The sequence below is a fragment of the Streptomyces sp. NBC_00212 genome (genome assembly GCF_045206365.1).
In the GTDB taxonomy this organism is placed as follows: Bacteria; Actinomycetota; Actinomycetes; order Streptomycetales; family Streptomycetaceae; genus Streptomyces.
This window is the reverse complement of the sequence record NZ_CP108115.1, coordinates 1,685,299-1,699,516: the sequence shown is the minus strand read 5'-3', so window position 1 is coordinate 1,699,516 and position 14,218 is coordinate 1,685,299. Positions and strand designations below refer to the sequence as shown.

Below are 14,218 nucleotides of genomic sequence, written 5' to 3'. Positions count from 1 at the left end.
CGTCACCCCGGGGTTGACGTGGCACCCCGCGTGCCTTGTAGTGCAACTGAGCCTCGAATGGGAGTCTGGATCGTATGAACTTCCTCCAGAACTGGCGAAAGCGGCACGCAACGGCGCCCGGGGTGGCGGTCCCCGGGGCCGTCAGGGAAGACCCGGAGGGCGTCGCCGAGCTGCTCTCGGAGTGCGAGCTGCTGCGGACCCGGGCCTGGCAGAACAAGCTCGAACTCGACGATTCGCCGACGTCGCTGGAGGCGCTCGACCAACTGCCCCCGCGCTGGCGCGAGGACCCGGAGGAGCTGCCCTGGCTGGGCAATGACGCCGGCCTGTATCTGGGCACCGTCATCGTGCGCACCGTCCCGGGCGCGAGCTGGGACGTGTGGCCCAGCGGCCAGCCGGTGGTGCGGCTCGCCTCCGGCCGGGAGATCGACGTCGTGGACGCGGGCCTGACCTGGGCCACGACCGGCGCTCCCGAGCTGTTCCAGGTGTACGCCGAGGCCTCGGAGGCCTGATCGGCTCCGCACCTGAGCGCCCGCGGATCCGGTGCGGCCAAAATACGCTTTATGCCCTATTTATGCGTGTCGAGATGAAGTGCCCTACCGGGCTGGATAGTTTGCGCTGACCTCGACACCGCGATGAGTGGGCAGGACAGCGTATGGCCGTCGATCCGTTGATCGAGCTGCGTGACGTCAACAAGCACTACGGGACGTTGCACGTCCTCCAGGGCATCAACCTCACCGTCGGGCGCGGGGAGGTGGTGGTGGTCATCGGCCCGTCCGGCTCGGGCAAGTCGACGCTCTGCCGGACGATGAACCGACTGGAGACGATCGAGTCCGGATCGATCGCCATCGACGGCCGGCCCCTCCCCGAGGAGGGCAAGGGCCTCGCCCAGCTCCGCGCCGAAGTGGGCATGGTCTTCCAGTCGTTCAACCTCTTCGCGCACAAGACCGTCCTCGCCAACGTCTCGCTGGCCCAGATCAAGGTCCGGGGCCGCAAGAAGGAGGACGCCGACCGGCGCTCCCACGAGCTCCTCGACCGGGTCGGCCTCGCCTCCCAGGCGGAGAAGCTCCCCGCCCAGCTCTCCGGCGGCCAGCAGCAGCGCGTGGCCATCGCCCGCGCCCTGGCCATGGACCCCAAGGTCATGCTCTTCGACGAGCCCACCTCCGCGCTCGACCCGGAGATGATCAACGAGGTGCTGGAAGTCATGCAGCAACTCGCCCGCGACGGCATGACCATGGTCGTCGTCACCCACGAGATGGGCTTCGCCCGCTCCGCCGCCAACCGCGTCGTGTTCATGGCGGACGGCCGCATCATCGAGGACCGCACCCCCGACGACTTCTTCACCAACCCGCACAGCGACCGGGCCAAGGACTTCCTCTCCAAGATCCTCAAGCACTGAGCGGGGGTGTACGCAACGATGATGGGCAAACGACGCGCGCTCGCCGCCGCCCTGCTCCTCGCCCTGGCCGTGGCCGGCTGCGGCAAGTCGGGCAGCCCGCCGGTGAAGGGCCCGAAGGCCGAACTGCTGCCGCACTACACGGTGGCCAAGGACATCAGCCTCCCCGAGTCCTCGGTGTGGCGGCGGGCGAAGAACCGCGGCCACCTGATCGTCGGCGCCAAGGAGGACCAGCCCTACCTCGGCGAGAAGGACCCGGCCACCGGCGTCTACACCGGCTTCGACATCGAGATCGCCAAGATGATGTCCGCCTCGCTCGGCTTCGACCCGGGGACCATCGAGTTCAAGACGATCGCCTCGGCGAACCGCGAGACCGCCCTGCAGAACGGCCAGATCGACTACTACGTCGGCACCTACACCATCAACGCCAACCGCAAGAAGCTGGTCGGCTTCGCCGGCCCGTACTACATGGCCGGCCAGGGCCTGCTGGTCCGCAAGGACGAGAACAAGCTCACCGCGCCCCAGGACTTCGACGGCAAGCGCGTCTGCTCGGCCGCCGGATCCACACCCTTCCAGCGGATGCAGAAGGACTACCCGAAGGTCGACATGGTCGCCTACGACACGTACTCCGTGTGCGTGGACAACCTGCTCACCTTCCAGGTCGCCGCCGTCACCACCGACGACACCATCCTGAGCGGCTACGCGGCCAAGGTGCCCGACGAACTCAAGGTCGTCGGCAAGCCGTTCTCGAAGGAGCCGTACGGCGTCGGCGTGCCCAAGAGCGACAACACCCTGCGGTTCGCGCTCGACGACGCCATCGAGGCCCACGAGAAGAACGGCGACTGGAAGAAGGCCTACGCCGCGACGCTCGGCCTGTCCGGGCGCCCCGCGGCCCCCGCCCCGCCCATCGACCGCTACCCGGCGAGCTGAGGCCGCAATGGACGTACTCACCAAGAACTTCTCGCTGTACGGCAAGGGCTTCCTCGGCACCGTCGAACTGACCGTCTACGCCTCGGTCCTGGCGCTCGTGCTCGGCTTCGTCATGGCGTCCTGCCGGGTCTCGCCGGTCGGCTCGTTCCGGGTGCTCGGCACGGTGTGGGTGACCGTGCTGCGCAACACCCCGCTGACCCTGCTGTTCTTCGCCGTGCTGCTCGGCCTGCCGCGCTTTGGCCTGGTGCTGCCCTTCCAGCTCTTCGCGGTGCTCGCGCTCGGCTGCTACACCTCGTCGTTCATCTGCGAGGCGCTGCGCTCCGGCATCAACACCGTGCCCAAGGGGCAGGGCGAGGCGGCCAGAAGCCTCGGGATGACCTTCGGGCAGACCCTGTCCACGGTGGTGCTTCCGCAGGCCTTCCGGTCCGTGATCCCGCCGATCGGCTCCACATTGATCGCACTCGCGAAGAACTCCGCGATCGCCGGGGCGTTCAGCGTCACCGAACTCCTGGGCACGTACAAGACGTTGAGCGAGCTCGGCTACAACATCATCTGGACCTTCGTCTGGATCGCGATCGGCTACCTGATCATCACCCTCTTCATCAGCGCCGTCTTCAACATCCTCGAAAAGCGCTGGGGAGTCGCCCGATGACCGCGCAACTGGCCAAGGAATCCACCGCTCTCTACGACTTCCCGGGACCCAGGACCCAGCAGCGGCACCTGGTCTACGGGATCATTTCGACGGCCCTGATCCTCGCCCTGGTCGGCTGGGTCGTCTATCTCCTCTTCGACACCGACCAGTTCACCTCCGCGAAGTGGTCGCCGTTCGAGTACAAGGGCATCCAGGAACTGCTGCTCCGCGGGCTCGGCAACACGCTGCGGGCCTTCGCCTTCGCCTCGGTGTTCTCCATCGCGCTCGGCGCGGTCCTCGCCACCGGCCGGCTCTCCGACCACCGGCCGCTGCGCTGGATCGCGACCCTGCTCGTCGAGTTCTTCCGCGCCATGCCCGTCCTCGTGATGATCTTCTTCATCTTCGTGGCCCTGAAGGTGCAGCCGCTGCCCGCCCTGGTGGCCGGGCTCACGCTCTACAACGGCTCGGTGCTCGCCGAGGTCTTCAGAACCGGCGTCAACTCCGTGGAACGCGGCCAGAAGGAGGCGGCATTCTCACTCGGCATGCGCAAGACGCAGGTCATGACGTACGTGCTGGTCCCGCAGGGGATCCGGGCGATGCTGCCGACCATCATCAGCCAGCTGGTGGTCGCCCTGAAGGACACCTCGCTCGGCTACCTGATCACCTATGAGGAGTTCCTGCACGCGGGGAAGCTCATCGCGTCGAATCTCGACTACGATTTGCCGTTCATCCCCGTGGTGATGGTGATTTCGCCGATCTACATCGGGATGTGCATGCTGCTCTCCTGGTTCGCGACCTGGATGGCCAGGAGACAGAAGCGCAATCCCAAGACGGAGGCCGTGGAAGTCGCACCGGCCGAACCAGGGACGCTGCTGCCGAGGGGGGTACCCCCTGGACCTTGAGTCCTTGGGGAGCAGTGGCTGAGGGGCAGGAACCCACCCGGCAGCAGCCGGTGATCACTTCTCGCGGAGAGGGACCGTCAGATACGACGGATCTGACGCGGGCGAGGAGAAGGTCAGCTGCGCGCCGAGCGGGTTGTGCTCGATGTAGAGCGGGTCGACGGTGTCCACCACCAGTGCCAGATGATGGCCGGCCGGAACGTCGTACGACGTGGAGAACAGCTCCAGGTCGACGGGGAACGGCTTGCCGGGCGTCTGTCCGTGGAAGGTGAAGGGGGCGTTGCTGACCAGCTTGCCGAGGCCGAGCGGCCCCACGTCGTAGAGGTATGCGACGAGGGTGCCGCTCTCCTTGGTGGAGGTGAGCGTGGTGTGCAGCTTGGCCGTTCCCCGGATCCTGCGGTCCTCGCCGTACGTCTGGGACTGCCACACCGCGGCGAACGACCGCGGAAGCAGGGGGATCGACGCCATCGGCGGCAGCTTCGCGAACTGGTCCAGGATGCTGGACAGGAAGATGATCCCGCCGTCGGCGCCAGAGTCGACGTTCGCCCAGATCTTCTGTGTGCCGGAGAGTGCCAGGTTCTCCTTGGCCGCGCCGACCGCCTGCCAGCTGGGATAGGCCTCGTAGGAGCCGTCGGTACGTGACTTGAGCTGGACCGGCTGCTCCTTGTCGATGCCGTTGTCGGCGCCCTTGAGGTAGTGGTCGAACCAGCGGTGGGCGTCCGTCCACACGTCGTTGGGCAGCCCGAGCAGGCCGGTCGCCTCGGCGGTGGCATGGTCGCCGGGACGCAGTTCCAGGCGCTTGGGGCCGGTCAGCTTGGTGAAGAAGTCGGCGTACTGGTTGGGCGGGAAGAGGCTGTCGCCCCAGGCGTTGCCCAGCATGAGGGCGGCGCCGTTCTTGTTGATCTGGTCCAGATAGGTCGCGGGGGAGCGCTTCCTGCCCCAGTCGATCATGTCCTGTTCCTTGGACAGGTCGGAGCCGAGGAACTCCTTGAGGATCTGGTTCAGTTCGGCGCTCGGGCGGCCGGTGATCTCGCCCGCGGCGCCCAGCATGGCGGCGGCCTGGAGGTGCTGGGTGCGGCCGCTGTAGATGGACTGGATGAGGTCGGCCCAGCCGCTCATCGCCACGACTGCCTTGATCCGCTTGTCGTGCCCGGCGGCGAGCAGGCTGATGCCCGCGCCGTACGAGACGCCGCCCATGCCGATCCGCGCGGGGTCCGAGGGGGTGTGGGCGAGCGCCCAGTCGATGACCGAGGAGACGTCGGCGACGTCCGGCGGGCCCGCGACCTCGATGTTGCCGCCCGAGAGCCAGAAGCCCCGCGAGGTGTAACTGACCACGGTGTAGCCCGCGTCGGCGAGCTTCTGGGCCTGCGCGAGGTACTCGATCTGCGGCATGCCCCAGCTGGTGGGGAAGACGATCAGCGGGTACCTGTCGCCGGCCCTGGCCCCGGCCGGCGTGAACACATTGCCCTTGAGCGTGATCCCGCCGGAGCCGGGGATGTCGTAGAACTTCAGACTGCTGCTCGTGGAGGCGGCGGCCGCGGCTCTCGCCGGGGCCGCCTCGGCCGCGGGGGCGAGGCCGAAGGCGGCGCCCGCGAACAGGGCGGCGACGGTGACCGCCGCGGCCGTGGTCCTGGACGGCCGGCCGGACAGGTGGTGGGGGGCCATGAATCGCTCCTCGCTCGCGCCGGTGCAAAGTGACCCGACGGTAACCGCGAGGGCTTACCTGAGGTAACCGGTCGGTAAGTTACGCGAGGGTAACGATTATTGGACGGGGTGTCAGTTACCGGTGGTGCCCGTGTTGCCGGTGAGAGCGCTCTTGGCCTTCCAGGCGTCGTACGACAGATTCCACTCGCCGTAGCCGTTGTTGAGGGCCTGGGTGCCCTTGGCGTCGTCGCCGGTGATCTCGAAGGGGTCGCCGATCTGCACCGAGTCGTATACGAACTTGGCGTCGGTGTCGCTCATGCCGATGCAGCCCGAGCTCTTGTTGGCGGAGCCGAAGTAGTCGGCGTTCCACGGCGCGGCGTGCGCGTACATGCCCGACCAGGTGAGCCGCATCGAGTAGTCGACCATCTTGTTGTACGCGCTGCCGAGGCCGACGGTCTCCGAGTTCATGTTGATCGTCCCCTCCTTCGCCATCAGGACGGTCTTGCCGCGCCAGGACGCCTTGTCGCCGCCGGGGGTGCCCGCCGACATCGCGATGTCCTTCACCAACTGGCCGTCGCGGTACAGCTTGAGACGGTGGCCGTCGAGGTCGACCTTCACGAGTTGGTTCTTGCCGACCGTGAAGCCGGTCTTGTAGTCCTTCGTGAACCAGCCGCCCGAGGGGCCCGAGTCCACGCCGTTGAGGTCGGCCTCCAGCGTCACCTTCGTGCCGGGCTTCCAGTAGTCCTTGGGGCGCCAGTCGATGCGGGACTTGCCGGAGTAGTCCTCCATCCACCCCCAGGAACCCTCGGTGTTGTCGGAGGTGGTCACCTTCAGCTGCTTCTCCACCTCGGCCTTGTTCTTCACCGGGTGGTCGAACACGATCGAGAGCGGCTGGCCGACGCCGACCGTGGAGTCCTTGCCGGGCGCCAGGCTCAGCTTGTTCTCCTTCTCGGGAGCCGCGGTCGCGAAGTCGGCCTTCGCGCTGCCGCCCTTGTCGTCCTTCGCCTCGATCGCGTACGACGTGCCGGGCGCGGCCTTGCGGTCCGAGGTCCAGGTCTTCCCGTCGGCGGATATCTTTCCGTCGAGCTTGCCGCCCTTGGCGTCGGTGACCGAGACGCTCTGGAGCCTGCCGTCGGCGAGCGTGACCTTCACCGGCTCGCCGGGCTTGGCCTGCTTGCCCGTCAGGTTCACCGAAATCTCGGTCTTCTTGTCGGACTTGAGATCGGATTTCGCGCCACCGGACGACGAACCGCCGCCCCCGCAGGCGGTCAGCGCCGCGGCGAGAACCGCCGTTCCGGCTATGGCGGCCAGGCGGACCGGTCGGCGGGGCAGAGTGTGACGGCGTATGCGGCTCAACTGGAAAACCTCCGTTGCAAATGCTTTTCCGTAGGTGAGAGTCACCAGCTGGACTTTAGGTTGCAGGGCGCGCCGGGAAACTATTAATTCGTTGTGTGACGAGGACCGCAGCATCATGGTCATGGTCCCGTCACATATGGCGCGTGGACCGGTCACGGGCCGCTGTGAGCATCCTGTGGATCCCCGACGGGCCGACGGCGGGGCGCACTTGGGAGGCCACAGACGTGTCCGCACTGCTGGTGACCGGGGATCGCGACCAGGACGCCGGGGTCCGCGCCCTCACCGTCGCGGAGTACCGCTCCTTTCTCGCGGGCCGCGCCGACGTCAGCTTTCTGCAATGTCCCTCGTGGGCCGAGGTGAAGGACCAATGGTTCTCGGAAAGGGTCGGATGGTCCCTTGACAACGGTGAATTGGCCGGGGCCGCCCAGATCCTCTACCGGCAATTCCCCGGCACCCGGAAATACTTCGCCTACCTTCCGGAAGGCCCGGTGGCCGACTGGGCCGACCCCGAAATGGACCGCTGGCTCGGCCCGTTGCTGCGCCACCTGCGCCGGGCCGGTGCCTTCGCCGTACGGATCGGACCCACGCCCGCCTACCGCCGCTGGGACGCCGCCCGCCTGAAGGCATCCACCGGAGCCGGCCGCAGGGTCGGTGACGTCCTGGCCACCGAGGTCGACCCGCTCGGCTCCGCCGTCGCCGAACGCCTGCGGACCCGCGGCTGGAAGCGGTGCGGCGGGGACGACGGCGACGCGGACGCCCAGCCCCGCCACGTCTTCCGGCTGCCCCTGGCCGGCCGCGGCACCGACGAGCTGTGGGCCGGGTTCAACCAGGAGTGGCGGCGCAACGTGCGCGCCGCCGACCGGGCCGGGGTGCAGATCGTCGCCGGGGGAGCCCGGGACCTCCCGGAGTTCTACCGGCTGCTGAGGATCACCGAGGAGCGCGACGGATTCCGGCTCGGCCGCTCGCTGGCCTACTACGAGCAGCAGTACGCGGCGCTGAACGCCGAACAGCCCGGCCGGATGCGGCTCTGCCTCGCCGTCCACCAGGGCGAGGTGCTCGCCGCGCACACCATGATCACGGTCGGCCGACGGGTCTGGTACCAGACCGGCGCCTCCGCCGACCACCGCCGCGAGGTCCGCCCCAGCAACGCGCTCCAGTGGCAGATGATCCAGGACGCCCGAGCGCTGGGCGCCGAGGTGTACGACATGCGCGGGGTACCCTCCACTCTTGATCCGCGGGACCGGCCCTTCGGCCTCCTGCGCTGGAAACTCGGCACCGGAGGACAGGTCGTCGAGACGCTGGGGGAGTGGGAGACATCCATGGGCGGGACCACCAACAACGCGCTGTACCGCGCGTTCCAGGCGTACCTGGCCCGCCGGTGACCGAGACCGCCACGCCCCCCGTAGACAGGGGCGCCAAGGGCGCCAAGAGCTCGGGCCTGCTGCGCAGCAGCGCGCTGATGGCGGCGGGCTCGATCGTCTCCCGCGCGACCGGCTTCGTACGCTCCGCGGTGATCGCGGCCGCGCTCGGCGTCGGGCTGCTCGGCGACGGCTACGCGGTCGCCAACAACGTTCCCAACATCCTCTACATGCTGCTGATCGGGGGCACCCTCAACGCGGTCTTCGTGCCCGAGCTGGTGCGCGCCGCCAAGGAGCACGCCGACGGGGGCGCGGCCTACACCGACCGGCTGATGACCGCCTGCACCACCGCGCTGGTGGTCGTCACCGCGCTCGCGGTGTTCGCCGCCCCCTGGATCGTCGGCGCGTACACCGACTACGGCGGTGCCCAGGCCGACCTCACCATCGCGCTCGCCCGCTACTGCCTGCCGCAGATCCTCTTCTACGGCCTGTTCACCCTGTTCGGCCAGGTCCTCAACGCGCGCGGCCGGTTCGGCGCCATGATGTGGACGCCGGTGCTCAACAACCTTGTCGTCATAGGGGTGTTCGGGCTCTACCTCGCACTGGCCGCGACCGGCGGGGGCACGCTGAGCGCGGGCGACGCCCGGCTGCTCGGCTATGGCACCACCGCGGGCATCGCCGTTCAGGCCCTCGCCCTGGTCCCCTCCCTGCGCTCGGCCGGATTCCGCTGGCGGCCCCGGTTCGACTGGCGCGGCAGCGGGCTCGGCCGGCCGCTGCGGTCGGCGGGCTGGGCGGTGCTGCTCGTCGTCTCCAACCAGCTCGCGTACTGGGTGGTGACCCGGCTCGCCACCACCGCGGGCGTCGAAGCTGAGGCGGAGGGCGTCAGGGCGGGATACACCGCGTACACCAACGCGTACGTGCTCTGGATGGTGCCGCACGGCATCGTCACCGTGTCCCTGATCACCGCGCTGATGCCGCGCATGAGCCGGGCCTCGGCGGACGGCGACCTCGCGGGCGTGCGCGCCGACCTCTCGTACGGGCTGCGGACCTGCGCCGCGATGATCGTCCCCGCGGCCTGCGCGCTGTTCGCGCTCGCGCCCTGGATCCTCGGCTCGGTCTACGAGTACGGCAGGACGGGCGCCGGCGACATCACGGTGATGGCGGGCATGCTCATGGCGTTCGCGCCCGGCCTGATCGCGCTGTCCGGCCAGTACGTCCTGTCCCGCGGCTTCTACGCGCTCGGCGACACCCGCACCCCGTTCCTGCTCAATCTCGTCATCGCCGGGGTGAACGCGGGCCTCACCGTCGTCGCCTACCTGGTGCTGCCCGCCCGCTGGGCGGTGACCGGGATCGCCGGGGCCTACACGGTGGCGCTCTTCGCGGGGCTCGCGGTCACCGCGTACACCCTCAACCGCAGGCTCGGCGGCGGGCCGCTGTTGCGCTCCCCGGCGCTGCTCGCGCATCTGCGGCTGCTCCTGGGCTGCGTGCCCGCGGCGGCGCTCGGCTACGCGGCGGCCCGTGCGGCCGACCCGCTCGGCAGCGTCACGGCGGCCGGCGCCGGAGTCGTGACGCTCGCCCTCGCCCTCGCTCTGCTGGCCCGGCCGCTCGGCCTCACCGACATCAATGCCGTGATCGCGAAGGTCCGCGGCGGCCGGCACCGAACCCGGTGACGGTACAAAAGAGACGGTTGGGATACTGACGCTCATGCCACGCGTGCTCCTCATAGAAGACGACCCCTCCGTGCGCGAAGGGGTCGAGCTCGGGCTGCGCAGGCGCGGCCACGAGGTGCTGGCGGCCGGGACCGGCGAGGCCGGACTCGGCTCGCTCAAGACCTTCCTGCCCGAGCTTGTGCTGCTCGACCTGATGCTGCCCGGCATGAACGGTGTACAGGTCTGCCGCCGGATACGCGAGACCAGCCAGCTGCCGATCATCATGCTCACCGCGCGCGGCGACGACTTCGACGTGGTGGTCGGCCTCGAAGCGGGCGCCGACGACTACATCGTCAAGCCCGCCCGCACCGAGGTCATCGAGGCCCGCATCCGGGCCGTACTGCGCCGCCTCGCCGACCCCGCGACCGCCCGCCCCGGCCCCGAGTTCCACGGCGAGCTCGCCCTCGACCGGGCGGGCCTGACCGCCGCCAAGAACGGCGAGCGCCTCGCCCTCGCCCCTTCCGAACTGAAGCTCCTGCTCCACCTCGCGGCCTCGCCCGAGCAGGTCTTCAGCCGCCAGCAGCTCCTCGAATCGGTGTGGGAGCACAGCTACCACGGCGACGCCCGCCTGGTCGACGCCTGCGTACGGCGGCTGCGGCAGAAGCTCGGCGACACCGGCGGCCCCGACGGCGCGCCCCGCTACATCCAGACCGTGCGCGGCTTCGGCTACCGCTTCGGGCCCCTGTGAGATTCCCGGTCCGCCGGGCCCTGCGCCTCGGCCTGCGCACCCGACTGATCGCGGCGTTCCTCCTGGTGGCCGCGATCAGCGCGGTCACCACCGCGGCGCTGACCTACCAGTCGGCCCGCTCGGCCATCCTCCAGCAGGCCCAGGACCAGGCCGTCGAGCAGTTCCGCGAGCAGATAGCCAACCAGTACTTCGCGCTGCCCACCTCCACCGCGGCGATGAAGAACGTCTGCCAGACGCTGGCCAGGGCGGGCAAGCCGCGCCCCTGGATCGTGTTCGCCGAGTACGGCAGCCTGCGCGCGTCCTCCACCTCGCGGCCCGTCTCCACCGTGATCACCGACGAGCTGCGCAGCCAGACCCACGCCAACGCGCACGCCTCGTTCCAGCGGGTGGTCCAGGACGGCACCCCGTATCTGACCATCGGCATGCCGGTGATGTTCGACCGGAGCGGCGATCAGCAGCGCAGCGGCGTCTACCTGTACGCCGTGATGGACCTCAGGCCGGAGGGCGTCACCATCCAGGCCATGGTCTCGGCGGCCAACAACGGCGCGCTGCCCGCCCTCGCCGTCGCCGTGGTGCCCGCCCTGCTCGCCGCCCGCAGCGTGCTGCGGCCGGTGCGCGATCTGCGGCGGGCCGCGAGCAGCATGGGCAAGGGCCGGCTCGACACCCGTATCGAGGTCAAGGGATCGGACGAACTGGCCGATCTGGCCTGGACGTTCAACGAGTCGGCGGAGGAGCTGGAGCGCTCGGTCGAGGAGCTGCAGAAGGCCGAGGCGCGGGCCAGGCGGTTCGCCTCCGACGTCTCGCACGAGCTGCGCACCCCGCTGGCCGGCATGCTGGCCGTGACCGAGGTGCTCGACGAGGACGCCGACGGGCTCGACCCCGACACGGCGCGCGCGGTGCGGCTCATCTCGGCCGAGACCGGCAAGCTCGCCACCCTCGTCGAGGACCTGATGGAGATCTCCCGCTTCGACGCCAAGGCCGCCGAGCTCAACCCCGACGAGGTCGACGTCGCCGAGACCATCCGCAAGACCCTCCAGCGACGGCACTGGGAGGACCGGGTCGACACCCGACTCCCGGACGGTGTACGGGCGATGATCGATCCCCGGCGCTTCGACATCGTGGTGGCCAACCTCGTCGGCAACGCCCTGCGGCACGGCTCGGAGCCGGTGACCGTACGGCTGCGTCCCGGGGCGGGCGAGGGGCCGCTGGTCGTCGAGGTCGCCGACCGCGGGCCCGGCATCGACGCGGCTGTGCTGCCGCACATCTTCGACCGCTTCTTCAAGGCGGACGCGGCCCGTACCCGCTCGGCGGGCAGTGGCCTCGGCCTCGCGATCACCCTGGAGAACGTGCGGCTGCACGGCGGCACGGTGCGCGCGGCGAACGGTCCGGACGGCGGGGCGGTCTTCACCGTCGAGCTGCCGACCGGGCTGCTCGCGGCCGAACCCGCGAAGGCGGCGCGATGAGGCGCGGGCCCCGCGCGCTGGCCGCGCTCGCCCTGCTCCCGGCCGGGCTCTTCGCGGCCGGCTGCGGCATCCAGTCCACCGATGTCATCGCGGTGGGCGGGCCCGCGAGCGCGCAGGCGGTGCCGCCCGGCGACGGCACTGTCCTCTACTTCACGGGCCCCGACGGGCTGATGCCCGTGGTGCGCGAAGGCACCTCCCAAGCGCCGCTCCCGCTGTTGTTCGCGGGCCCGGACAAGGACGAGAGGGCCGCCGGGATAAGCACCGAACTGCCCCCGGTCCAGGGCGCGTTCAAGATGAGCGTGGAGGAGGGCCGGGTGACGGTCGAGCTCGGCCAGGACGTCTCGGGGCTCACCCCGGTCGCCCAGCGGCAGATCGCCTGCACCGTGCTGCAGGCGGTGGCGCGGGGCGGCACGGTGCGGGTCATGATCCTCGGCGGCGGAGCGAAGAGCTCGCTCAGCCCGCTCGCCTGCCCGGTGTGAGAAGGTGCCCGGCCCGGGAAGGCGCGGACCTGAGGGCGCGGACCTCGGCAGGCTCGCCGGAATGATCCCGGGCTGTTGACTTCAATTCAGTAAACCCATGGGTAACACTCTGGCGTCCGGGCCGCCGACGGACCAAGCTCTGCGTGTGGAGAATTCAGCCAGCGCAACGCAGCCCGGGGCCGCCCCGATCGTCCTGCGGCTGCGGCGCACCCTGATCTGGGTCCCGCTCGCCGCCATCGCGGTGGCCGTGATCTGGTGCATCGCCGCCGCCTCCGTCTTCGACGGCCCGAACAGCGGCTTCGCGGGCCCCGTGATGGCCGTGTCGGGCGCGGCCGTCCTGGTCGCCGCGGCCACCTTCGCGGGCTACCTGCTGCGCCCGCTGCGGCTCGACGTGGACGTCGACGCGCTCACCGTGCGGCTGCCGACCTGGCTGGCCGGCCGCATCGACTGGGACGACGTCACCGCCGTGACCGCGGTCGCGGTGCGCACCGGCCACAAGGTGCGCCGCTTCCTCGTCGTGGACCTGCGCTCACCCGCGCTGCCCTACATCAGCCGCCCGCGCTCCATGTACCGGCGCCTGGCGCCCGTGCTCGGCCGGGCCGAGGGCGCGCACGGGCTCTGCTTCGAGGAGCAGGTCTTCGACTTCGACGCGGCCGGACTGCTCGACGTGGTGCGGGAGTCCGCGCCCGCCGAGGTCGCCGTCGAGAACCGCACGGTGGAACCGGCCGAGAGTCCCTGGGAGTTCTGACCGGCTTCTTGCCAGGTGGCAGGGCGAGCGCCACCGTGTACGCGTACGTCTCGCGCGCCGACAGCACCACCCGCGAGCGTACGCCGACGACCGCCGCCCGGAACCGGAGTCCCCATGGCCCCATTCACGCTGCCCCACACCCTCCACGGCGACGGCGCCCACCGGGTCGTCGCCGTGCACGGCTGGCTCGCCGACCGCGGCGACTACGCGGCCGTCCTGCCCGACCTCGACGCCGCCGCCTTCACCTACGCCTTCGTCGACCTGCGCGGCTACGGCGAGGCCAGGGACGCCACCGGCGCGTTCACCACGAGCGAGGGCGCCGCGGACGTCCTGGCGCTCGCCGACCGGCTCGGCTGGCACCGGTTCTCGCTGATCGGGCACTCGATGGGCGGCGCCGTCGTCCAGCGGGTCCTCGCCGCCGCCCCCGACCGGGTGCGCCGCATGGTCGGCATATCGCCCGTCCCGGCGAGCGGCATGCCGATGGACGAGGCGACCCGCGAACTGTTCACCGGGGCCGCCGAGCACCCCGCCAAACGGCGCGCCATCATCGACCTCACCACCGGCGGCGACCGCCCCGACGCCTGGCTGGACCGGATGACCCGGCGCTCGGTGGACCGCAGCGACCCGAAGGCGTTCCGCGCCTGGCTCGACTCCTGGTCCGGCGAGGACTTCCACGAGGAGACCGAGGGCTCGCCGGTGCCCGCGCTCGCGGTGACGGGTGCGCTCGACCCGGCTCTCAACGCCCAGTTCCTGCGGGCCACTTGGCTGCGCTGGTACCCGGCGGGCCAGCTCGTCGAACTGCCCCACGCCGGGCACCACGCCATGGACGAGGCGCCGCTCGACCTGATCCGCACGGTCGAGGACTTCCTGCGGGCCGACCATGTCTGACACGCCTGACGTCTTGAGCCTGCCTGACCATG

At 70.1% G+C, this 14,218-nt stretch carries 14 protein-coding genes; 12 read left to right on the top strand and 2 right to left on the bottom strand.

What is annotated here, in order from left to right; genetic code table 11:
• Positions 1–74 precede the first annotated feature (74 nt).
• From OHA17_RS07900 to OHA17_RS07880, 5 genes are all read left to right on the top strand, one after another.
• Positions 75–509, top strand: a complete 435-nt coding sequence (locus OHA17_RS07900; RefSeq protein ID WP_406505292.1) for a DUF6278 family protein — start codon at positions 75–77, stop codon at positions 507–509.
• Between the two features lie 143 nt (positions 510–652).
• Positions 653–1,396 carry an amino acid ABC transporter ATP-binding protein gene (locus OHA17_RS07895; protein WP_398877178.1) on the top strand — a complete coding sequence of 248 codons (744 nt, stop codon included), beginning with the start codon at positions 653–655 and terminating at the stop codon, positions 1,394–1,396.
• Between the two features lie 21 nt (positions 1,397–1,417).
• Positions 1,418–2,323 carry a glutamate ABC transporter substrate-binding protein gene (locus tag OHA17_RS07890; RefSeq protein WP_406505289.1) on the top strand — a complete coding sequence of 302 codons (906 nt, stop codon included), beginning with the start codon at positions 1,418–1,420 and terminating at the stop codon, positions 2,321–2,323.
• 7 nt (positions 2,324–2,330) lie between these two features.
• Entirely contained in the window at positions 2,331–2,975 is a 645-nt protein-coding gene (locus OHA17_RS07885) for an amino acid ABC transporter permease (protein ID WP_398877176.1), read from the top strand.
• On the top strand, positions 2,972–3,856 hold the full coding sequence (locus tag OHA17_RS07880; RefSeq protein ID WP_398877175.1) for an amino acid ABC transporter permease: 885 nt from the start codon (positions 2,972–2,974) through the stop codon (positions 3,854–3,856). Before OHA17_RS07885 ends, OHA17_RS07880 begins: the two co-directional genes overlap by 4 nt.
• A 54-nt stretch (positions 3,857–3,910) precedes the next feature.
• On the opposite strand, the gene OHA17_RS07875 is transcribed toward OHA17_RS07880, so the two are convergent.
• Entirely contained in the window at positions 3,911–5,518 is a 1,608-nt protein-coding gene (locus OHA17_RS07875) for a CocE/NonD family hydrolase (RefSeq protein WP_406505287.1), read from the bottom strand.
• Between the two features lie 111 nt (positions 5,519–5,629).
• Positions 5,630–6,853, bottom strand: a complete 1,224-nt coding sequence (locus OHA17_RS07870; RefSeq protein ID WP_406510660.1) for an Ig-like domain-containing protein — start codon at positions 6,851–6,853, stop codon at positions 5,630–5,632.
• A gap of 224 nt (positions 6,854–7,077) precedes the next feature.
• Between OHA17_RS07870 and OHA17_RS07865 the strand changes: the two genes are divergently transcribed.
• The 7 genes from OHA17_RS07865 (at position 7,078) to OHA17_RS07835 (ending at position 14,186) form a co-directional block, all read left to right on the top strand.
• Positions 7,078–8,235 carry a lipid II:glycine glycyltransferase FemX gene (locus tag OHA17_RS07865; RefSeq protein ID WP_406505285.1) on the top strand — a complete coding sequence of 386 codons (1,158 nt, stop codon included), beginning with the start codon at positions 7,078–7,080 and terminating at the stop codon, positions 8,233–8,235.
• On the top strand, positions 8,232–9,881 hold the full coding sequence (gene murJ, locus OHA17_RS07860) for a murein biosynthesis integral membrane protein MurJ (RefSeq protein ID WP_406505283.1): 1,650 nt from the start codon (positions 8,232–8,234) through the stop codon (positions 9,879–9,881). Before OHA17_RS07865 ends, murJ begins: the two co-directional genes overlap by 4 nt.
• 34 nt (positions 9,882–9,915) lie before the next feature.
• Positions 9,916–10,608: a response regulator transcription factor gene (locus tag OHA17_RS07855; protein WP_053730778.1), complete on the top strand. Its 693-nt coding sequence runs from the start codon at positions 9,916–9,918 to the stop codon at positions 10,606–10,608.
• The gene (locus OHA17_RS07850) at positions 10,605–12,071 is read left to right on the top strand and encodes an ATP-binding protein (RefSeq protein ID WP_398877169.1); all 1,467 of its coding nucleotides are present in this window, start codon (positions 10,605–10,607) and stop codon (positions 12,069–12,071) included. Before OHA17_RS07855 ends, OHA17_RS07850 begins: the two co-directional genes overlap by 4 nt.
• The gene (locus OHA17_RS07845; protein WP_406505280.1) at positions 12,068–12,550 is read left to right on the top strand and encodes a hypothetical protein; all 483 of its coding nucleotides are present in this window, start codon (positions 12,068–12,070) and stop codon (positions 12,548–12,550) included. The genes OHA17_RS07850 and OHA17_RS07845 overlap by 4 nt, the downstream gene beginning before the upstream one ends.
• Before the next feature lie 145 nt (positions 12,551–12,695).
• Positions 12,696–13,298, top strand: a complete 603-nt coding sequence (locus OHA17_RS07840) for a hypothetical protein (protein WP_406505278.1) — start codon at positions 12,696–12,698, stop codon at positions 13,296–13,298.
• 114 nt (positions 13,299–13,412) lie between these two features.
• Positions 13,413–14,186, top strand: coding sequence for an alpha/beta fold hydrolase (locus tag OHA17_RS07835; protein ID WP_406505276.1), 774 nt, complete (start codon positions 13,413–13,415; stop codon positions 14,184–14,186).
• Positions 14,187–14,218 lie beyond the last annotated feature (32 nt).